The 20,740-nt window shown below is 63.3% G+C and carries 21 protein-coding genes; 7 read left to right on the forward strand and 14 right to left on the reverse strand.

Going from position 1 to position 20,740, the window contains the following annotated elements; all coding sequences use genetic code 11:
- Nucleotides 1-40: 40 nt before the first annotated feature.
- On the forward strand, nt 41-1,552 hold the full coding sequence (locus DES49_RS02415; protein ID WP_133734774.1) for a YifB family Mg chelatase-like AAA ATPase: 1,512 nt from the start codon (nt 41-43) through the stop codon (nt 1,550-1,552).
- Nucleotides 1,553-1,585: 33 nt separating this feature from the next.
- A complete protein-coding gene (gene trmB, locus DES49_RS02420) occupies nt 1,586-2,290 on the forward strand; it encodes a tRNA (guanosine(46)-N7)-methyltransferase TrmB (protein ID WP_133734775.1) in 705 nt (234 codons plus the stop codon).
- On the opposite strand, the gene DES49_RS02425 is transcribed toward trmB, so the two are convergent.
- The 10 genes from DES49_RS02425 to DES49_RS02470 all read right to left on the reverse strand — a co-directional run bounded on the left by DES49_RS02425 (nt 2,284) and on the right by DES49_RS02470 (nt 11,309).
- Nucleotides 2,284-2,835 carry a hypothetical protein gene (locus tag DES49_RS02425; RefSeq protein WP_133734776.1) on the reverse strand — a complete coding sequence of 184 codons (552 nt, stop codon included), beginning with the start codon at nt 2,833-2,835 and terminating at the stop codon, nt 2,284-2,286. The genes trmB and DES49_RS02425 overlap by 7 nt on opposite strands.
- Entirely contained in the window at nt 2,832-3,992 is a 1,161-nt protein-coding gene (hemW, locus tag DES49_RS02430; protein ID WP_243864827.1) for a radical SAM family heme chaperone HemW, read from the reverse strand. The genes DES49_RS02425 and hemW overlap by 4 nt, the downstream gene beginning before the upstream one ends.
- Entirely contained in the window at nt 3,976-4,584 is a 609-nt protein-coding gene (gene rdgB / locus DES49_RS02435; protein WP_133734777.1) for an RdgB/HAM1 family non-canonical purine NTP pyrophosphatase, read from the reverse strand. Before rdgB ends, hemW begins: the two co-directional genes overlap by 17 nt.
- Entirely contained in the window at nt 4,577-5,035 is a 459-nt protein-coding gene (locus DES49_RS02440; protein WP_133734778.1) for a DUF4426 domain-containing protein, read from the reverse strand. Before DES49_RS02440 ends, rdgB begins: the two co-directional genes overlap by 8 nt.
- 15 nt (nt 5,036-5,050) lie before the next feature.
- Entirely contained in the window at nt 5,051-5,644 is a 594-nt protein-coding gene (gene metW, locus DES49_RS02445) for a methionine biosynthesis protein MetW (protein WP_133734779.1), read from the reverse strand.
- The gene (gene metX, locus DES49_RS02450; RefSeq protein ID WP_133734780.1) at nt 5,634-6,791 is read right to left on the reverse strand and encodes a homoserine O-succinyltransferase MetX; all 1,158 of its coding nucleotides are present in this window, start codon (nt 6,789-6,791) and stop codon (nt 5,634-5,636) included. Before metX ends, metW begins: the two co-directional genes overlap by 11 nt.
- Before the next feature lie 129 nt (nt 6,792-6,920).
- Entirely contained in the window at nt 6,921-8,873 is a 1,953-nt protein-coding gene (locus DES49_RS02455; RefSeq protein ID WP_133734781.1) for a dynamin family protein, read from the reverse strand.
- Between the two features lie 134 nt (nt 8,874-9,007).
- A complete protein-coding gene (locus DES49_RS02460) occupies nt 9,008-9,565 on the reverse strand; it encodes a YggT family protein (protein ID WP_133734782.1) in 558 nt (185 codons plus the stop codon).
- A 196-nt stretch (nt 9,566-9,761) separates the two neighbouring features.
- Entirely contained in the window at nt 9,762-10,604 is an 843-nt protein-coding gene (proC, locus tag DES49_RS02465) for a pyrroline-5-carboxylate reductase (protein WP_133734783.1), read from the reverse strand.
- A 12-nt stretch (nt 10,605-10,616) separates the two neighbouring features.
- Entirely contained in the window at nt 10,617-11,309 is a 693-nt protein-coding gene (locus DES49_RS02470; protein WP_133734784.1) for a YggS family pyridoxal phosphate-dependent enzyme, read from the reverse strand.
- Nucleotides 11,310-11,657: 348 nt separating this feature from the next.
- On the opposite strand from DES49_RS02470, the gene DES49_RS02475 reads away from it, so the two are divergent.
- Genes DES49_RS02475 through cobU form a run of 5 tightly spaced genes read left to right on the forward strand, consistent with a single transcriptional unit; the run spans nt 11,658 to nt 15,967 of the window.
- Nucleotides 11,658-12,692, forward strand: coding sequence for a type IV pilus twitching motility protein PilT (locus DES49_RS02475; protein WP_133734785.1), 1,035 nt, complete (start codon nt 11,658-11,660; stop codon nt 12,690-12,692).
- An 18-nt stretch (nt 12,693-12,710) separates the two neighbouring features.
- Nucleotides 12,711-13,838 carry a PilT/PilU family type 4a pilus ATPase gene (locus DES49_RS02480; RefSeq protein WP_133734786.1) on the forward strand — a complete coding sequence of 376 codons (1,128 nt, stop codon included), beginning with the start codon at nt 12,711-12,713 and terminating at the stop codon, nt 13,836-13,838.
- Complete coding sequence (locus tag DES49_RS02485; RefSeq protein WP_166645963.1) at nt 13,828-14,655, forward strand: FecCD family ABC transporter permease; 828 nt, start codon at nt 13,828-13,830, stop codon at nt 14,653-14,655. Before DES49_RS02480 ends, DES49_RS02485 begins: the two co-directional genes overlap by 11 nt.
- Nucleotides 14,655-15,443 carry an ABC transporter ATP-binding protein gene (locus DES49_RS02490; RefSeq protein ID WP_133734788.1) on the forward strand — a complete coding sequence of 263 codons (789 nt, stop codon included), beginning with the start codon at nt 14,655-14,657 and terminating at the stop codon, nt 15,441-15,443. Before DES49_RS02485 ends, DES49_RS02490 begins: the two co-directional genes overlap by 1 nt.
- Complete coding sequence (gene cobU / locus DES49_RS02495; RefSeq protein ID WP_133734789.1) at nt 15,440-15,967, forward strand: bifunctional adenosylcobinamide kinase/adenosylcobinamide-phosphate guanylyltransferase; 528 nt, start codon at nt 15,440-15,442, stop codon at nt 15,965-15,967. Before DES49_RS02490 ends, cobU begins: the two co-directional genes overlap by 4 nt.
- On the opposite strand, the gene DES49_RS02500 is transcribed toward cobU, so the two are convergent.
- The 4 genes from DES49_RS02500 to DES49_RS02515 form a co-directional block, all read right to left on the reverse strand.
- Nucleotides 15,957-16,571, reverse strand: coding sequence for a histidine phosphatase family protein (locus DES49_RS02500; protein WP_133734790.1), 615 nt, complete (start codon nt 16,569-16,571; stop codon nt 15,957-15,959). The two genes, cobU and DES49_RS02500, sit on opposite strands and share 11 nt — an antisense overlap.
- Nucleotides 16,558-17,610 (reverse strand): nicotinate-nucleotide--dimethylbenzimidazole phosphoribosyltransferase, encoded by a 1,053-nt coding sequence (gene cobT, locus DES49_RS02505; RefSeq protein WP_133734791.1) that lies wholly within the window; start codon nt 17,608-17,610, stop codon nt 16,558-16,560. Before cobT ends, DES49_RS02500 begins: the two co-directional genes overlap by 14 nt.
- A gap of 124 nt (nt 17,611-17,734) precedes the next feature.
- The gene (katG, locus tag DES49_RS02510) at nt 17,735-19,912 is read right to left on the reverse strand and encodes a catalase/peroxidase HPI (protein ID WP_133734792.1); all 2,178 of its coding nucleotides are present in this window, start codon (nt 19,910-19,912) and stop codon (nt 17,735-17,737) included.
- A 115-nt stretch (nt 19,913-20,027) separates the two neighbouring features.
- Nucleotides 20,028-20,690, reverse strand: a complete 663-nt coding sequence (locus DES49_RS02515; RefSeq protein ID WP_133734793.1) for an alpha/beta hydrolase — start codon at nt 20,688-20,690, stop codon at nt 20,028-20,030.
- Nucleotides 20,691-20,740: the final 50 nt, after the last annotated feature.

The following is a 20,740-nucleotide window of genomic DNA, read 5'->3' on the forward strand; positions in this document are numbered from 1 at the left end:
CGCCGCCAGTCAGGACGTTACGCCAACAGGGATTGTTATCATGAGTTTCGCGATTATCCACACGCGGGCGCGCGTGGGCATTGAAGCCCCATCCGTCACCGTGGAGACCCACCTCTCCGGAGGCCTGCCTTCGCTGTCCATTGTCGGCATGCCGGAAACAGCCGTGCGTGAAAGCAAGGACCGTGTCCGCAGCGCGCTGCTGAACAGTGGCTTTGAGTTCCCGGCACGCCGCATCATCATCAACCTCGCTCCGGCCGATCTTCCCAAGGAGGGCAGTCGTTTCGATCTGCCCATTGCCATGGGGATCCTCGTCGCGTCCGGGCAACTTGAGGCGGAGACGGTAACGACCATGGAATTCCTCGGCGAGCTTGCTCTGGACGGTGGTTTGCGGGCGCTTCAGGGGGTTCTGCCCGCTGTAATGGCAGCGCGTTCGGAAGGGCGCACCATTCTGGTGCCTTCGGCGAATGCCGAGGAGGCCGGCCTTGCCAGCCGGGATGATACCTTTGCGGCGGATCACCTTCTCGCGGTCTGTGCCCATTTACGGGGCGAGCAACGCCTTGCTCCGGTACCGCCAACCTCTACCGGCGATCAGGACGGGGCAACTGGTCCGGACCTGGCCGATGTCCAGGGGCAGCATATCCCGAAGCGGGCACTCGAGATTGCCGCCTCCGGGGGCCACAATCTGCTCTTTCACGGACCTCCGGGAACCGGCAAGAGCATGCTTGCCAGCCGGCTCCCGGGGATACTGCCTCCGCTGACGGACGGGACCGCCCTTGAGGTCGCTTCGGTCCATTCCGTGGCCGGGCAGTTCCGCGCCACCAATGGCTGGCGCCGGCCACCCTATCGGGCGCCCCATCATACGGCCTCGGCGGTGGCGCTTGTGGGTGGGGGCAGCAGCCCCAAACCGGGCGAGATCTCGCTGGCCCATCACGGCGTCCTGTTCCTGGATGAACTGCCCGAGTTCGACCGCCGTGTACTGGAAGTGCTGCGCGAGCCCATGGAATCCGGCGAGATTGTCATCTCGCGAGCGACCCGGCGTGTCACCTACCCGGCACAATTCCAGGTCATCGGCGCCATGAACCCGTGCCCCTGCGGCTACCAGGGGCATCCGAGCATTCCCTGCCAGTGCGCGCCCAACCAGATCCTGAAGTATCAGAGCCGGCTCTCGGGTCCACTGCTGGATCGTTTCGACATGCACGTGGGCGTGCCTGTCCAGGAGGGGAAGGCACTGTTGCGCCCGGAAAGGGGGGAGGTGGATAGTGAGACGGTGCGCGAGCGGGTACAACGCATCCGTGAGCGTCAGTCAGAGCGCGGCGCCTTGAATGCACACCTGGCCGGGGAAGCGCTGCACAGTGCCTGCGCCATTGATGAAGCCGGGGAGCAGGTTCTGGAACAGGCCATGTCCCGACTGGGCCTCTCCGCACGGGCCCTCCATCGGGTTCTGAGGGTAGGGCGTACCATTGCCGATCTGGCCGGTGCGGCTTCTGTCGAGAAGCCGCACCTGGTGGAGGCGCTGGGTTACCGATTGCAGTCGCGCGCTGAATCCGGATAATTCGGCCACCAGCAACCCAGCGGTGGAGACCCGATGAGCGATTCCAACAATGATCTGGCGCGCAGCAAGGAGCGGCCGATACGCAGTTTCGTGCTGCGTGCCGGGCGCATGACGCGTGGGCAGGAGCGGGCCTGGGATCGTCTCTGGCCGCAGTTCGGGCTTTCACTGGATCAGGGACAGCTGGACCAGGAGGCGGTCTTCGGTCGTCGCGCGCCCCTGAACCTTGAGATTGGTTTCGGAATGGGCCAATCCCTGGCGGAAATGGCGGAGCAGGCGCCGGATCAGGATTTTATCGGCGTCGAGGTCCATCAACCCGGTTGTGGTGCGCTTCTGATGGAGATGGAGGCGCGCGGTCTGGACAACATCCGCATCTACCGGGCGGATGCGATCGACGTGCTTGAGACGGCCATTTCCGCCGGTAGCCTGGACCGCATCCTGATCCTCTTCCCCGACCCATGGCCCAAGAAGAAGCATCACAAACGGCGGCTTATCCAACCGGACTTTATCCGCAAACTGCATGGGTACCTGCGACCCGGGGGAATACTGCATATCGCCACGGACTGGGAACCCTATGCGGAGCACATCCAGGAAGTGATGGGAGAGGCCGAGGGCTTCCGTAACCTGGCACCTGATGGCGGCGCCATGGAGCGCCCGTCAGATCGCCCGCTGACGAAGTTTGAAAAGCGCGGTGAACTACGCGGGCACCGGGTTGCCGATATGCTCTTCGAGCGTCAGTGATGTCCCTCGCGGGGATGAAGCGGATGGCGCCGGGCGGCACGAACCACCAGTAGCGACGCGCCGCCGAGCAGAAGCCCCGTGAACTTGACCAGAGTGGCGATGGCGGTAGCGGGCGGCCAGAATTCGGATTCCGGCTGGTGAATGGCCATCAGCAGGCAGGCATTTTCAGCCGCGTCCCCGGCCGCGCCAATAACCAGGAGTACCTTCGCCACCTTCCCCGCTTTCTGTTCCCGCACCCCGGGCCGGTCATACAGGAAATGGTTGGCCAGCTTCACCAGAAAGAGCGCATAGAGTCCGATGAATGCGAAGTCCACCCAGAGACTCACCTGGGGCCAGATGCCGGCCTGGCGCTCCCATTCCTGGTGGATGGCTTCGGCGACCTCCGGGTCATCGGCGATTTCATAACTGGTGATGATCTGGGGGGCTTCCGGTATCGCCAGGTACTGGTTGATAAGCATGACCAGAACCAGCGCCGCGCCGGTGAGAAACGCCAGCCAGCGCAGTTCCGGTGACCAGGGCCGGTGTTCAACACCAAAGAGTTTCATGGGACAAAGGCCTCCAGAACCTCGTTCAGGTAGCAGCGGCCACGCTCCGTCGCGACCAGTTGGTCCGGGGTATCCGCAAGCAGGCCGTGAGCCCGGAGTTGCCGCAGTTGATCCTCAATCCGTGACAAGGGTAAGCCCGTTCGTGCCTGGAAGAAAGAGGCGGGCACCCCCTCGCTCAGGCGAAGGGCATTCAGCATGAATTCCAGCACCAGGTCCTGGGCTTCGAGTTCACTCCGCCCGGCCGTGCGCGACCCGATCCGGTTGATGTAATCCCCGGGCTGGCGGGTTTTCCAGTAGCGGCGGACCCTGCCTGACCCGCTCCGCGTTACCTTGCCGTGAGCCCCGGCACCGAGGGCCAGGTAATCCCCGAAACGCCAGTAATTGAGATTGTGCCGGCACTCTTCGCCCGGTCGGCCCCAGGCCGAGATCTCATACCGTTGAAGCCCGGCGCCGTAAAGCACCGCCTCGCCCTGTTCCTGGATAGAGGCCAGGGTGTCGTCATCCGGCAGGGGCGGCGGGTCTGAATAGAAGGCGGTATTGGGTTCAATGGTCAGCTGGTACCAGGACACATGGCCGGTGTTGAAGGCCAGGGCGGTTTCAAGGTCGCTGACGGCCTGCTCCGGGGTCTGGCCCGGGAGTCCGTGCATCAGGTCCAGGTTGATGCGGTCGAAGCCGGCATCCATGGCCGTGGTCACGCCGCGCCGGGCGTCCGAGTCATCGTGTATGCGCCCCAAGCGGGTCAGGTGGCCGGGGTCAAAACTCTGCACCCCCAGCGACAGGCGATTGATGCCGACCCGCCGGAAATCCCGGAAGCGGGCCTCTTCAACGGTTCCCGGGTTGGCTTCCAGCGTGATCTCGTCAAGCTGGCTCAGGTCCACCCGCCGGGACAGGGCATCCAGGAAACGCTCGTAGAAGGAGGCACTCATCAGGGAAGGTGTGCCGCCGCCAATAAAAAGGCTCTGGAGGGGGCGGCCATCCAGCTCGTCCCGGTCCGCATCCAGGTCCTCGATCAGCGCACTGAGATAATCGTTCTCTGGAATAGTGGTCGGGGCGGTGTGCGAATTGAAGTCGCAATAGGGGCACTTTCGCACGCACCAGGGCGTGTGCAGGTAGAGGCCCAGCGGTGGCGCCTGAAGGCCTTCAGAGGCGTGCGTCACTGAGGCGGGCCTTGAGCTGGGCCAGGGCGCGGCCCCGGTGGCTGAGCTCGGCCTTGCGATCCGCCGGCAGCTCAGCCGCAGTGGCGTTCTCGGACGGCACGAAGAACAGCGGGTCGTAGCCGAATCCCTGGGTACCGCTGGGTGCGGCGGCAATCCGTCCTTCCCACTGGCCGTCACAGATCATCGGGATCGGGTCCTGGGGATGGCGCATAAGAACGAGAAGGCAGTGGAAGCGCGCCGTTCGCTGCTCGTCGGCAATCCCGGCGAGAGCCTCCAGCAGCTTGCGGTTGTTGGCTTCGTCATCCCCGTCCACGCCAGCGTAACGCGCGGACCAGACTCCCGGGGCGCCGTTGAGCGCGTCCACCGCAAGGCCGGAATCATCCGCCAGCGCCGGCAGCCCGGTGATCCGGCTGGCATGACGCGCCTTGATGAGGGCGTTCTCCACGAAGGTGCAGGCGGTTTCTTCCGGAGAATCGACGCCCAGATCACCCTGGGCGCTGACAGTGATGTTCCAGGGGGCGAGCATGCGGTTGAACTCGGCGATCTTGCCCTTGTTGTTGCTGGCAAGCACCCAGTTGCGCGCCTCACTCATTGTAGAGCTCCCTGGAGAAGCGCACTGACAGGGGATCGCCGCTGCCCTGGGGGGTGGCGTCGATCTCGAAAACCAGGTTCTTGCCCTCCCGGTACTGGAACTGCGCCAGGTAGTAGATGGCATCGCCTTCACGCACGCGCTGGAAGGACAGTGATTCGGTCTGCTGGACGCTGTTGGTCATCTGGCCTTCGATGCGGGCGCCAACCGCGTCCGGCTGAGCCTTCCCGTTGGCGTTCCGCCTGTGGACGGACACATTCAGCAGCCCCATGGAGCGGCTGCGCACCAGGTCGTACTCCTCGGCCATCTCGGCGCTGATGAAGGTCGACGGAATTGCGGAGTGGTAGACGATGAAGTCGTCGAATTCCGTCTTGCCCTCGGCGCTGGCTCCGGTTGCCACCAGCAGGGAAAGGAATGCGAACAGCAGTTTCTGGAGCTGTTGTCTGGCCGCCATGGGGACCTCCGGTCGTTAACGGGTCACGCGGTATACGGCTATCTGACCGAGCAGGTTGGGCCAGAGCCGGTTGTACCAGCGCGAGCGGTGTGCATTATCCACTACGGTACGGCTCTGGATACGGATCCGATGTTCCTGGCAGAGCGCTTCGAAATCGCGCACCGTACACAGGTGAATATTGGGCGTATTGTACCACGTGTGCGGCAGGGTACTGGACATGGGCATGCGTCCGGACCACATCTGGTAGAGGCGCAGCCGCCAGTAGCCGAAGTTGGGAAAGGTGACGATGCCTTCGCGGCCCAGGCGCAGCATTTCCGTCAGCGCCCGGTCGGGGCGGCGTACCGCCTGCAGGGCCTGGGTCATGACCACGGTGTCAAAGGTCTGGTCCCGGAAGTTGCCCAGGCGGTCCTCGTCCAGGTCCTGCTCGACCACGTTCACGCCCCGGCGCACACATTCCTCGATGTATTCCGGGTTGATCTCCAGGCCATAGCCGGTCACGCCCTTCTCGCGCTGGAGGTAGTCCAGCAGGGTGCCGTCACCACAGCCCAGGTCAAGGACACGCGATCCGTTGGCAATCCAGGGTTCAATCAGTTTCAGGTCAGCGCGCATGACGAGGCTCCTCCGCCACACGGTTCATATAGGCCCGGAACAGGCGCAGATAGCGCTCGTTGGGCACCAGGAAGGCGTCGTGGCCCCAGTTGGAATGGATCTCCGCGTAGCTTACGTCGCGTCGGGCATCCACCAGGGCGTTGACGATTTTTTCCGAATGCTCGGGGGCAAAGCGCCAGTCGGAACTGAAGGACAGTACCAGGAAGCGGCACCGGGCCTCGGCCATGGCTCGGCTCAGGTCGTTGCCGAACTCGCGGGCCGGGTCGAAGTAATCCAGCGACCGGGTCATCAGCAGATAGGTATTGGCGTCGAAGTTTTCCGAGAACCGCTCCCCCTGATACTGGAGGTAGCTCTCCACCTGGAACTCCGCATCAAAGCCATAGTGGTAGGCGTGATCCCGCAGTTCGCGCCCGAACTTTTCGCCCATGGACACATCCGACAGATAGGTGATGTGTCCTACCATCCGGGCCAGCATCAGGCCACGCTGGGGGCTGGTGTCGTGTTCAAGGTAACGGCCGTCATGGAACGCCGGATCCGAGGTGATGGCCTTGCGGGAGACTTCGTTGAACGCGATGTTCTGGGCCGTGAGGCGCGGCGTTGCCGCAATGACGACGGCATGGCGCAGTCGCTCCGGGTAGTGGATGGCCCAGTCGAGCGCCTGCATCCCCCCGAGAGAGCCACCGATGACGGCGGCCCACTGCTCAATGCCCAGCCGGTCCGCCAGTCTGGCCTGGGTCTTGACCCAGTCGCGCACGGTCACCACCGGAAAGTCGGGGCCGTAGGGGCGTCCGGTATCGGGGTTTGTTGACGCTGGGCCTGTGCTGCCGTGGCAGCCACCGATGTTGTTGAGGCTGACCACAAAGAAGCGGTTGGTATCAATGGGCTTGCCGGGGCCGATGCAGGCATCCCACCAGCCCGGCTTGCGATCCTCCGCAGAGTGGAAGCCGGCCGCATGATGGTGGCCGCTCAGGGCGTGACAGACCAGTACGGCATTGTCCGCCTCGGCGTTCAGTTCCCCATAGGTCTCAACGACGAGATCAAATTCGGGAAGCGTGTGGCCGCCTTCAAGGCGTACCGGCTCCTGGAAATGAAGCGTCCGGGGTTCAACGATGCCAACCGAGTCGGCGGCTTGATAATCAGCAGCCATTGATGCGAATAACGTCCTGGGTGGTGTTGCGTGTCAGTCTTCCAAGAGGCCCTGCCTGTTGCGTTGCAGGCCCGGTCAGGCAGGGCAGTGTATCGAGGGGAACGGCCTAAGGCAACTTGCAACCGGCTATCACCGGGCCGCCTGTTCCGCCTTGAGCAGGTCGGAAGTGGGCTCACCGATGCGCCGTTCCAGCTTGTGGGCGATCCGCAGCTGTTGCTCCATGGTTTCCAGGGCCTGGCGAAGCTGTTTACGCTGTTCACGGACCTGCTTCTCATCGTCTGTCATCTCGCGCAGGCGGCTGAACTGTCGTTCGAGTCGCTGTTTCTGCTGCTGGGTGTGCTGAAGTACTGGCAGCAGGGCCTCACGGGGCCAGCGGAGAATGTCTTCCAGGGTCTTTTCCATGATGTGGCGCGCTTCGCTCACGATGGTGGTGAAAAACTGGTGAATCAGCCGGCGCTGTTCCAGGAGCAGCGTCCTCGGGTTGCGACGGAAGCGGTCGGCGCGCGAGCGCAGGTCCCGCAGGGCAATCAGGTGCCTGCCCAGCCTCAGGGGGACCGGCTCCAGATTATGGCCGGTGGTTTCCTCGTTATAACGCCGGTAGATGGAGTTGACCATCTTTTCGGCCCGTCGCCCCTCGGTCATCAGGTTGTTGAAATCGTTCTCCAGCACCCGGAAGAAGCCGTTCATGGTGTTGTTCAGTCCCGCCGTGGTCCAGCTCGATTCAAGCTTTTCACGGGTGGTGGCGCAGTGCTCGTCGAACCGCTCAAGGTTGATGATCTCCTCGAGCACCTCCCCCTGGGATTCCATCAGCCGGCGGCTGGAACGCAGGGTGATGAGCTTGCGCGTGTAGTAGTCGTAGTCCCTGCGCGTGCGCTCCGCCAGCTCGGCCAGCGCGGTGCGGTCGGTTCTGTGAGCTTCGAGCGCGTCCATCTCCTCGGCCAGGGATGCCTTCTGGTTTTCCAGGGCGGACTGGTTATCCCTGAGCATGTGCGTGAGGTCGGCAACCAGGTCGCCACTGATCAGCTGCTCCTTGCGGGTGAGGATGCGGTCACTGATCAGTGCCTCGAGTTCGGACAGGCCGCTGCGCCGTCTCAGCTCCTCGTCGTCGCGCACGCGCGCCATCAGCCCTTGCTTGGCGGACACCGGCATCACGTCCTCGGGTGCGATTGACAGCTGACGCGCCGTGGTCTGGCGGATGCGTTCGATGGCGGCATCCGTATGGTCTTCGCCGTTGAGGTCATCCCAGAGCACATCGATCTTGTTCAGCACTGCAAATCGGCCCGCGCGATGGTCCGCGTCACGGGTATCAATGTACTCGTTCCAGATGGTCATATCGCTGGCAGTCACCCCGGCATCGGCACTCAGCAGAAACAGCACGGCCTGGGAGGAGGGCAGCATGGATACGGTCAGTTCCGGCTCGGACCCCAGGGCGTTGAGGCCGGGCGTATCCAGGATGCGAAGTCCGCGTTCAAGTGTCGGGTGCTGCACGCTGATCATGGCGTGTCGCCAGGCCGGGACCAGTACCCGGTCCGGGGACTCGGGGTCCGGGTCCAGCATCTGCTCGTTGAACCCGAGGTCCGACGCGTGTTCGCGGGTCACACTGGTTACTTCCGCGACCCGGGCCAGCGTGGCGGCCGTGCTTTCGGTGTCTTCCGGGTTCAGCTCAACCACCTCCCAGGCTTCGGGCCGGTGACGCAGCTGTTGCAGGGAGGCGTTTTCGGCCCGGGTTTCAATGGGAAGAAGACGCAGGTAGTTGGAGCGGGTATGGCGATCAAAGAAGAGTTCGGTTGGGCACATGGTCGTTCGGCCCGCCTCCGAGGGCAGCAGGCGCTGGCCATGGCTGGCAAAGAACAGCGAGTTGATCAATTCCGTCTTGCCCCGTGAGTACTCACCCACGAAGGCAATAGTGAGCTCGTCCTCGACCAGCAGCCGGATACTGCGCTGCAGGTGCTGCGCCACATCGTCCGAGAGTAGTTCGTTGACTTCAAGCCAGCGCCGGTACTGGGTAATGTTCCGGACCAGTTCCTTCTTCCAGCGGTGGTAGGCCTCGACCTGTCCGGTCAGGGTTATTGCATCTGGCATGGCAAGTATCCGGGTGCCCTGGCGCGCTGTCTCGGCACGGTTTGACGGAATTTTACGGGAGTATAGACCGCACGCGGCCGCAGGGCTTGTTACATCCCTGCGCAGTTATGTATCCGTTTTTAACCGGGTTGATGCTAGAACGGCATCCCGGCGGCAGTTTCCAGATGCCGCATGACCACCATGACCATGTTCAGTACCAGAAAGACGAGGATGGGCGACAGGTCGAGGCCGCCCATGGGCGGCAGCAGGCCGCGGAACGGTGCCATGACAGGTTCGGTGATCTGGTGGATGAGCTGGATGCCGGGGTGGCTGTTGCCGGGGGCGATCCAGCTGATGACGATCATGGCGATGATGGCGAAGAAGTAGATGTTGATGATCAGGCTCGCGACCTTGAGCACGCCCCAGAGCAGCACGGCGGGGGTGAAGCCGTAGCCGGCGATGGACAGGATGATGACGTACATCAGGGCCTGGAAGAGGACGGCGAAGATCAGCGATGCGAAGTCGAAGCGGCGGACCGGGGGAACGACGGTTCGGATCGGCTGGGTGACGGGGTTGGTGGCTTTGGCGATGAACTGGCTGATGGGGTTGAAGTAATCCACCTGGCAGAGTTGGAACAGGAAGCGCAGGACTACGATGGTGAGGTAGAACGCTGAGAGCATCTGCAGGGTGGAGACCAGGATTTCGGTACCCATAATTCGGGGTTCTCCTCAAAGGGGCTTTAAGTTGTCTGTGTTGGTGCAACCAGGACGAGGGGAAGCGGGTAATGCTATACGGGAACCGCTATGAATACATCCATGTACGCTGCCCTCCGCCATCCATGGCTCCGGAGCTTCCCGTATAGCATTACCCGCTTCCCCTCTGGTTTCGTGCTGCGTCTAACCTGCGCAATTATAGCGCCTTTTTCAGTTGTTCCGAGAGTTCCGCCGAGCGCTTTTTCGCCGCATTGTACGCCTTGCTCACCAGTTCGCGCAGGCCGCCGGATTCGAAGGTTTCGATGGCCTGTTCGGTGGTGCCGCCGGGGGACATCACGTTGCGGCGGAGTTGGGCCGGGTCGTCGTCGCTGTCGGCGGCCATTTTTGCGGCGCCGCCCATGGTCTGGATGGCCAGTTGGCGGGCGGTTTCGGCTGGGAGGCCGGCTTCGACTGCGGCGTTTTCGAGGGATTCCAGGAGCATGAAGCAGTAGGCCGGGCCGCTGCCGGACAGGGCGGTTACGGCGTGCATCTGGTTTTCGTCCTCGAGCCAGACGGCGAGGCCGATGCTTTCGAAGATGTTGGTGACGGCGGTGCGCTGGGTGTCATTTACTTCATCGGTTGCGTAGAGGGCGGCGGCGCCCTGGCCGACGAGGGACGGGGTGTTGGGCATGCAGCGCACCACGGGGACTCCGCCGCCGAGCCATTCGGCGATGGTGGCGGTGTCGAGGCCGGCGGCGATGGAGACAGCGAGCGGGCGGGTGTTCTGGACGACGCTGATGATGTCCTTGCAGGCCTCGGCCATGATCTGGGGTTTGACGGCCAGGACCAGGATATCCGCCTGGCTGGCGCAGTGGCGGTTGTCGGTGGTGGTGTAGATGCCGAAATCGTCGCGCAGGCCCTGGAGGTGGCTGTCTTCAGGGGCGCTGGCCCAGATTTTCTCGGGATTGTAGCCGTTGGCGACAAGGCCGCCGAGTATGGCGCGCGCCATGTTGCCGGCGCCGATGAAGCAAATCGCGGGCTGGTCCTGGTCGTTCTGCATGGTGCTGAGCTCCTAATCCCGTGCCCCGAAGAGGGCGGTGCCAAGGCGGACAATGGTCGCACCTTCGGCGATGGCGGCTTCCAGATCGCCGGACATCCCCATTGAAAGCGTGTCGAGCCCCCCATTATCCATTCCCCGGCGCAGCTCCGCCAGCAGGGAAGCCAGTTCGCGGAAACGCCGGCGCTGCACCTCCGGATCATTGCTCGGATCGGGTATGGCCATGAGCCCGCGCAGGCGGCATCGGGGCAGTGCTGCTACCGCCCGGGCCAGTTCCAGTGTCGACTCGGGCGCAACCCCGGATTTGGTCGGTGCCTCGTCAATATTCACCTGCAGACACAGATTCAGCGGCCCCATTTCCTCCGGCCGCTGCTCACTCAACCGCTGCGCCACCTTCAGCCGGTCCACGCTGTGCACCCAGTCAAAGTGCTCCGCAATAACCCGCGTCTTGTTCGACTGGATAGGCCCGATGTAATGCCACTCAAGATCCGGCAGATCCTTAAGCGCCTCCATCTTCTCCAGCGCTTCCTGAACGTAATTCTCCCCAAACGCCAACTGCCCACACTCGGCCGCCTCACGAATGGCACTGGCCGGCTTCTTCTTGGAAACCGCCAACAACTGGACACCATCCGGATCCCGCTCGGCTTCTTTCGCCGCTTCCCGAATCCGCCGGGCTGTCTTTTCGAGGTTCTCTGCTATGCTGATCATTGGTCCTACCGGGGATGTAAACGGCCTACAAAAGTAACGCCTGCCCCGGCAAAAACCAAGGTATAGACACCTACGAGCCCGAACCCGGTAGAGGTAACTCGTAGCCCGAGGGAGGGGTCTGGGTGTTCTATCCGGGAAGCTCTGAGGCCCTGGATGGCCGAAGCGCAGCGCACATGGGTTTGCGCGATGGAGCGCAAACGGGTTTACAAGGATGTAAACCCTGGACTTTTCAGCGAAGCAGGATAGCGTAGCTGAAAAGTGTTTATAGCGTTTCCCGGATAGAACACCCAGACCCCTCCCCGCACGAAAGCAACAATCTTGTGAGTCAGAAGAACCCCCGAGGACGCCATGGATATAACCGAACTGCTTGCATTCTCCGCCAAACAGGGAGCCTCCGACCTCCACCTGTCGGCCGGCCTCCCCCCCATGATCCGCGTCGACGGCGACGTCCGCCGGATCAACCTCCCGCCCATGGAGCACAAGGAAGTCCACGGGCTCATTTATGACATCATGAATGACAAGCAGCGCAAGGATTACGAAGAATTCCTGGAAACCGACTTCTCCTTCGAAGTCCCCGGCGTTGCCCGCTTCCGTGTCAACGTCTTCAACCAGAACCGCGGCTCCGGCGCCGTCTTCCGGACCATCCCCTCCAAGGTCCTGACCATGGACGACCTGGGCATGGGGCAGGTGTTCAAGGACATCTCCTCCAACCCGCGCGGCCTGGTCCTGGTTACCGGCCCAACCGGTTCCGGTAAGTCCACGACCCTGGCGGCGATGATCGACTACATCAACGAAACGCGCTACGAGCACATCCTCACCATCGAGGATCCCATCGAATTCGTGCACGACTCCAAGAAGTGCCTGGTGAACCAGCGGGAGATCCACCGCGACACCCTGGGCTTCAACGAATCCCTGCGTTCCGCCCTGCGTGAGGACCCGGACATCATCCTGGTCGGCGAGCTGCGGGACCTGGAAACCATCCGCCTTGCCCTGACCGCCGCCGAGACCGGCCACCTGGTATTCGGCACACTGCACACCACCTCTGCCGCCAAGACCATCGACCGGGTTGTGGACGTCTTCCCCGCGGATGAAAAGTCCATGGTGCGCTCGATGCTGTCGGAGTCGCTGCAGGCGGTAATCTCTCAGGCGCTGTTGAAAAAGAGCGGCGGCGGCCGGGTGGCGGCGCACGAAATCATGATCGGCAACTCGGCCATCCGGAACCTGATCCGCGAGGACAAGGTCGCGCAGATGTACTCGGCCATCCAGACCGGCGGCCAGCTGGGCATGCAGACCCTGGACCAGCATCTGAAGACCCTGCTCCAGAAGGGCTCAATCAGCCGCGAGGAAGCCCAGGCCAAGGCCAAGATGCCGGATAAATTCTGACAGGGTGGGAGAACCATCATGGAACTTGAAAAACTGCTTAAGGTTGTCGTCGACAAGAACGGCTCGGATCTGTTCATTACCACGGGCGTGCCGCCCAGTGTGAAGATCAACGGTCGCATCGTCCCGATCACCAAGAACGCGCTGACGCCGGAACAGGCCCGGGAATTCGTCTATGGCTCCATGACGGAGAAGCAGGCCCGGGAATTCGACGAGAACCACGAGTGCAACTACGCACTCAGTGCCCGGGGAATCGGGCGTTTCCGTGTCAGCGCCTTTTTCCAGCGCAACCTCTGCGGCATGGTGCTGCGCCGGATCGAGACGGAGATCCCGAAACTGGAGGATCTGGACCTGCCGGATATTATCAGTGAGCTGGCCATGACCAAGCGTGGCCTGATCATCTTCGTGGGCGGCACCGGCACGGGTAAGTCCACATCCCTGGCGGCAATGATCGGCCACCGCAACCGCAACAGCCGGGGGCACATCATCTCGGTGGAGGATCCCATCGAATTCATCCACCAGCACCAGGGCTGCATCGTCACGCAGCGCGAGGTGGGGGTGGACACGGACTCCTTCGAGACCGCCCTGAAGAATACCCTGCGCCAGGCTCCGGACGTCATCCTCATCGGCGAGGTGCGAACAGCCCAGACCATGGGCTACGCCGTGAGCTTCGCGGAAACCGGCCACCTGTGCCTGGCCACGCTGCACGCCAACAACGCCAACCAGGCACTGGACCGGATCATCAACTTCTATAACCCGGAAGTGCACAACCAGATCTGGATGGACCTCTCGCTCAACCTCAAGGCCCTTGTTGCCCAGCAGCTGATTCCCACGCCGGATGGCAAGGGGCGGGCGGCCGCCGTCGAGGTGTTCATCAATACCCCGCTGGCCCAGGACATGGTCCGCAAGGGCGAGGTGGACAAGCTCAAGGAGCTGATGACCAAATCGGGTGAGCTGGGTATGCAGACCTTCGACCAGGCGCTCTACCACCTCTATGAGGATGGCAAGATCACCTACAAGGATGCGCTGGCCCACGCGGACTCCGCCAACGACCTGCGCCTGATGATCAAGCTCGGGGCCGACGCGTCCTCGGCCGAGGAACTCTCCAGCTCCGTGGACAGCCTTTCCATCCAGGATGATGATAGCTGAGCCCCTGCTGAGCCACGGCCTTGCCGGTTTTGCCGTGGGCGGCATGCTGGCCATGGCCGGTGTCCTGATGCAGGTGCTGCTGCGCACGCCGCTGGCGGAGCCCTATGTGCTGGGCGTCTCCGGCGGTGCTGCCGTGGCGGGACTGGTCTGCATGCTCCTGGGCCTGGGCGGCTGGTGGATATCCGGGTCGGCGTTGTTGCTGTGCCTGCTGTCGCTGGCCATTGTTTTCTATGTCGGGGGCGGCGACCACATTCCCCGGGAGCGCCTGCTGCTCACGGGGGTGGTGCTGGCGGCTGGCTGGAGTACATTGACAACCTTCCTGCTTGCCCTGGAACCGACCTCCTCGGTCCGGGAAATGCTCTTCTGGCTCATGGGTGACCTTGAGCGATCCGTTTCGGCCTGGTGGGGTGTGCTTGCACTGGTCCTGGCACTGGGCGGCGGCTGGGTCATGGCGCCGGCCCTGGACCTGCTGGTACGCGGCGACGAGCAGGCGGCGGTGCTGGGCGTGGAAGTGCACCGCGTCCGGCTGCTGTGCTACATCATGGCCGCCGTGCTTACCGCCCTGGCCGTGACCCTGGCAGGCCCGATCGGTTTCGTGGGGCTGGTGGTTCCACACATGGTGCGGATGGTGGTGGGCGCGCGACACCGCATCCTGATTCCGGCCTCCATTGTTGCCGGGGGTGTCTACATGATCGGACTCAATGCCATTACAGCCCTGCCCCTGTTTCAGGGGACGGTGCCGGTTGGTGTATTATCCGCCATCATTGGCGTCCCCGTCTTTCTGTACCTGCTTCGACAACCAAGGGCCTCGGGCTGATGGCATCCCTGCAACTGGATAATCTCGGTTTCGGCCACAACAATCGCATGCTGAGCCGGCCCCTGAGCCTGGAAGCCCGCTCCGGCGAGTTCTGGGCAATCCTGGGGGAGAACGGTTCCGGCAAGAGTACCCTGATGGCGACGCTGGTCGGCCTGCTGCCGCCACTCCAGGGGCAGGTCTTTCTGGATGGGGTGAACCTGCAGCGCATCCCCCGAAAGGTCCTTGCCCGGCGGATCGGGCTCCTGCTCCAGAAGGTGGATGTGGGCTTTCCCTACTCGGTGCGCGAAACCGTGAGCGCGGGCCGCTATGCCCACCGCCCGCCCTGGCGTTCCCTGCGCCGCCGGGACCGGAAAAAGGTCGAGCAGGTCATGGCCTGGACGGGCCTTGATACCATGGCGGATCATCGTGCCGATCAGCTCTCCGGGGGCGAGCAGCGCCGTATTGCCATTGCCACGCTCCTGGCCCAGGATCCGGACACGCTGCTGCTGGACGAACCGGTGAACCACCTGGATGTGCGCCACGAGGTGGCGCTGATGGAACGTTTCCATGACTACTCGGAGGATGGCAGGCTGGTGATGGTATCCCTGCATGACGTGAACCTGGCAAGCCAGTACGCGGACCGTCTGCTGCTTCTGTACCCGGACGGGGAGTGGGAAGCGGGCCCGTCTGAGTCGCTGCTCACCGAGGACCGGCTGGAGCGGCTTTACGGGGTTCCCCTGAAATCGGTCGGCTCCGATGAGACCCCATTCTGGGTGCCGCTGGGTCACAGCAAACGGAGTGCCCGATGAGCCACACCCTGGTGCTGGGCGGTATCCGCTCCGGCAAGAGTGCCCTCGCGGAATCGACAGTCAGTCGGCTCGATGGCCCCGTGCTCTATGTTGCCACGGCCACGGCCGGTGACGGCGAAATGGCGGAACGCATTGCCCGGCACCAGCAGCGCCGCCCGGATGACTGGGGCCTGGAAGAGGAGCCCCTGGCGCTGGCCAGTGTCCTGGATCGCCATCACGCCGAGGCGCCCTGCCTGTTGATTGATTGTATGAGCCTCTGGCTGGGCAACCTGCTCGGGGCCGGGCAGGAAACACTGACGCGGGAGCGGGAGGCCTTCCTTGAAGCGCTGGCGCGCTATCCGGGATCCGTGGTTATCGTCAGTAACGAGGTGGGGCTGGGAATAATCGGCATGGACGCCATGACCCGCCAGTTCTGCGACGAACTGGGCTGGCTCAACCAGGCCCTGGCCCGCCACTGCGACAACGTCATCCTGTCCGTGGCGGGTCTGCCCACCGTGTTGAAGGGCGAGGCTGTTACGAGCTGAGCCCGTGGGATACCAGGCAGTTCAGCCACTGCTCGCCGAGCCGGTCCATGCGCAGTCGGGTGCGGCAGGCATAGGGCACCATCAGCGCTCCCATGGCCTTCTCAAGCGGGGTTCCCATCACATCGGCCATGACCATGCGGATAACGCCGCCATGGCAGACCACCAGTACCCGTTGCCCCTCCAGTGACTCACGCCACTGGTGAATGGCGCTGCTGACGCGCTGATGGAAATCCGGAAGCGCCTCGCCACCGGGCGGCGCATGGGCCACCGGGTTACTCCAGAAGGCTTCCAGCACACCGGGCGTTCTTTCACGGATCTCAGCCGCCGTAAAACCCTCCCAGTCGCCGAAATTGATCTCCCGAAGACCCGGCTCCACGTGCAGGGGTAGGCCGCGCTCTTCGGCTACGAGCTCCGCAAAGGGTCGACACCGGGCCATGGGAGAGGTGAGGACCGCATCCCACTGGTCCTGCTCGCTCACCGCCGCCCGCATCTGCTGCCAGCCCGTGGCGCTGAGCGGGTCGTCCAGCGTGCCCCGGTAGCGTTTGCCGCCCTCGGGTTCGCCGTGGCGGATCAGGTCGAACCGGGTGCCTTCAAGCGCCCCCATCACTGACTCCTGCTTCATCAAAGGTGGCCATGCCGTTGTGCAGGGCACAGGCTGAGCGTAATACGGGAACCGCCACTGCGGCACCGCTGCCTTCGCCCAGGCGCATATCCAGGTCCAGCACCGGCGTGGCCTGCAAGGCCTCCAGCAGGTAACGGTGGCCGGGTTCACGGGACTGGTGGGAGAAGTGCAGCCAGGGCGCCAGGTCAGGGCGCAATCGCACGGCAGCCAGGGCGGCGGACGTGACGATGAAGCCATCGACCAGAACGGGAATGCCACGTCGTGCCGCGCCGACCATGGCGCCGGCGAGTGCCGCGACCTCAAAGCCACCCAGCGAGGCGAGCGCCTCAAAGGGCTCACGGCTGGACCCATGGCGCTCAAGGGAGCGGGTAATGAACCGCGCCTTGCGTGAGACGCCGTCGGCGTCCAGCCCGGTTCCCGGTCCCACCAGATCCGTAACGCTGGCGTCCAGGAGCAGGGTGGCCAGGGCGGCGGCGCTGGTGGTGTTGCCAATGCCCATGTCGCCGCCAACGAACAGCTCAGCACCGGCTTCCGCCGCGCGCGCTGCGGATCGGTCCCCGGCGTGGAGCGCCTTTTCCAGCTGTTCCGTGCTCATGGCCGGTTTGTTGGCGATGTTGGCGGTCCCCGGCGCAATCCATTCATCGGTCACGCCGCTGGAATCCGGCAATGGATGCGCCACGCCCATGTTGAGGACTTCCAACGTCGCTCCCAGCTGCCTTGCCAGAACACTGATGGCAGCGCCCCCGGCGGCAAAGTTCGCAACCATCTGGGCGGTCACTTCCTGGGGAAACGCCGAGACGCCATCGGCGGCAATGCCATGGTCGCCGGCGAAAACCGCAATATGAACCCGGTCAACAGCCGGTTGGTCCCGGTGCTGCTGGGCAGAGAGCGAACAGGCAAGAGTCTCGAGTCGCCCAAGCGATCCCGGAGGTTTGGTCAGTGTGCTCTGGCGCGCCAGGGCTCTCTGGTAATGGGTGTCGGATGGAGTGGGTAAAGGTTGTTGCCAGAATCGTTCAGACATCGTGAATCCCGTGCTACCGAATCCGCGCACGATACTCCGATGGAAGGGGTTGTTCCAGTCTGCTTGAGAGGAGAGGGGTTCGGGCGCAGCCGAACGGCTGCGCCCGAGAGGCGCTATGCGCGGCTTACGCTGCGTCGAAGCGATCCGCGTCCATCATCTTGGTCCACGCCTTGACGAAGTCCTTAACGAACTTCTCCTGGTTGTCGTCCTGCGCGTAAACCTCTGCGTAGGACCGCAGGATCGAGTTCGAGCCGAACACCAGGTCGACGCGCGTTGCGGTCCACCTGGTCTTGTCCGTCTTGCGATCGCGGATTTCGTAGAGGTTCTCGCCGGTCGGTACCCAGCTGTAGCTCATGTCGGTCAGGTTCACGAAGAAATCGTTGGTCAGCTGACCTTCGCGATCCGTGAACACGCCATGCTTGGTGCCGCCATGGTTGGTGCCGAGCACGCGCATGCCGCCGACCAGCGCGGTCATTTCCGGACCGGTGAGCCCCATCAGCTCGGTGCGGTCGAGCATCAGCTCTTCCGGCTTCACGTCGTAGTCCTTCTTCAGGAAGTTGCGGTACGCATCCGACAGCGGCTCCAGCCACTTGAACGAATCCGCATCGGTCATTTCCTCGGAAGCATCACCGCGACCCGGCGTGAAGGGTACGACAATGTCGTGACCGGCGGCCTTCGCCGCTTTCTCGATGCCCACATTACCGGCGAGCACGATCACGTCCGCAATGCTGGCGCCGCTTTCGGAGGCGATCGGTTCCAGTACCTTCAGGACGCGGGTCAGGCGATCCGGCTCGTTAGCCACCCAGTCCTTCTGGGGTGCCAGGCGGATGCGTGCGCCATTGGCGCCGCCGCGCATGTCGGAATGGCGGAAGGTGCGGGCGCTGTCCCAGGCGGTGGCGACCATGTCGCCGATGCTGAGGCCGCTGTCCGCGATCTTTTCCTTAACCGCTTCCACGTTGTAGTCCGTGCTGCCGGCGGGAACCGGATCCTGCCAGATCAGGTCCTCGGTCGGTGCTTCCGGGCCGATGTAGCGATCTTTCGGGCCCAGATCACGGTGGATCAGCTTGAACCAGGCGCGCGCGAACGCGTCATCCAGCAGTTCCGGATTCTTGCGGAACTTCTCGGAAATCTCGCGGAAGCCCGGATCCACCTTCATCGCCATGTCGGCGTCGGTCATCATGGGCATAACGCGGACCGAGGGATCTTCCGGATCGACCGGCTTGTCTTCCTCTTTGATGTCCACCGGTTGCCACTGGTTGGCGCCGGCCGGGCTCTTGACGTTCTCCCACTCGTGGTTGAACAGCATCTCGAGGTAGCCGTGGTCCCACTGGGTCGGGTTGGTGGTCCAGGCCCCTTCCAGGCCACTGGTGACCGCATCGCGACCAACGCCACGGGTGACCTTGTTGTTGAAACCAAGACCCTGCTCTTCAACGTCCGCCCCTTCGGGTGCCGGGCCGACATTGTCGGGATTGCCGTTACCGTGGCACTTGCCCACGGTGTGGCCGCCAATCGTCAGCGCTGCGGTCTCTTCATCGTCCATCGCCATACGGCCAAAGGTGACGCGCAGGTCCTTGGCGGTTTCCAGCGGATCGGGGTTGCCGTCAGGGCCTTCCGGGTTCACGTAGATCAGGCCCATCATGACCGCCGCAAGGGGATCCTCCAGGGATTCCGGGTCGCGGCTCTTGTCGTAGCGGCTGTTTTCGTTGTCACTGGTGGCGAGCCATTCCTTCTCGCTACCCCAGTAGGCTTCCTTCTCGGGGTGCCAGATGTCCTCGCGGCCAAAGGAAAAGCCGAAGGTCTTGAAGCCCATGGATTCATAGGCAACGTTGCCGGCCAGCGCGAGGAGGTCGGCCCAGCTCAGTTTGTTGCCGTACTTCTTCTTGATCGGCCAGAGCAGGCGACGCGCCTTGTCCAGGTTGCCGTTGTCCGGCCAGCTGTTGATCGGGGCGAAGCGCTGGTTGCCAGTGCCAGCGCCGCCACGGCCATCAAATACCCGGTAGCTGCCGGCGGCGTGCCAGGTCATGCGTATCATCAGGCCGCCGTAATGACCATAGTCGGCGGGCCACCAGTCCTGGCTGTTGGTCAGCAGGTCCTTGACGTCCTGTTTGAGGGCGTCGAAGTCGAGCTTGCGGACTTCTTCGCGGTAGTTGAAGTCCTCGCCCATCGGGTTGGTCTTGCGGTCGTGCTGGTGCAGGATGTCCAGGTTCAGGCTGTTCGGCCACCACTCCATGACCGACTGGCCGGCTTCCGTGTTGGCACCGTGCATGACCGGGCACTTGCCTGCGGATCCATTTGCTCCCATGTTGCTCTCCAATGATTGCTGCGTGGGTGTTACTGCCTGTCGTATCCCACCAATCTATACCAATTACCGCGCAAGTGCTTAAGTTGCATTTTCGCACCAGACCGATAGGTAATCCCTATCGGAAGAGCGCCGATCTTAGCCATTCCCCGATTGCCTGGATCTCTTCCAGGCACACCTCGTGCTCCATGGGATAGGTCCGGTAGTCCGGGTCATAGCCCAGCTTCTTCAGGTGGTCCACGGACTCGCGCCCCAGGAACTCCGGCAGCATCGGGTCATTGGTGCCATGGGCCACGAAGATGGAAAGCTTCCTGTTGGCTTCGGAAGGCGTGGTGATCCGGGCTGTGGCGAAGTAGCTGGACAGCGCCAGCAGGCCGGCGAGCGGCTGCTCGAAGGTCAGGGCGGTGTGGTAGGCGATGGCACCGCCCTGGGAGAAGCCGGCAACTACGATACGGTCGCTGCGCACGCCACGCTCCATCTCGCGGTGGATCAGGTCCCGGGTGCGCCCAACGGAAGCGAGGATGCCCTCCTCGTCCACATCGCCCTGGCGGTCCAGGGAACGGATATCGTACCAGGCGGGCATGACCATGCCGCCGTTGAGGGTTACCGGAATCTCCGGGGCGTGCGGGAAGACAAAGCGTACGGCGGCGTCCTGGGGGAGGCCCAGGTGCGGGATGATGGGCTCAAAATCATGCCCACTGGCACCCAGGCCGTGCAGCCAGATGACACTGGCATCAGGGTTGTCGCCGGTGGCTTTCTCCACACAGTTCAGGTACTCCATCGCTGACTCTCCGGTTCAAGTAAAGGGCTTACTCTAGCGCGTTGGTCAGG

Origin of the sequence: Halospina denitrificans (genome assembly GCF_004364635.1) — a bacterium.
GTDB lineage: Bacteria > Pseudomonadota > Gammaproteobacteria > Pseudomonadales > Oleiphilaceae > Halospina > Halospina denitrificans.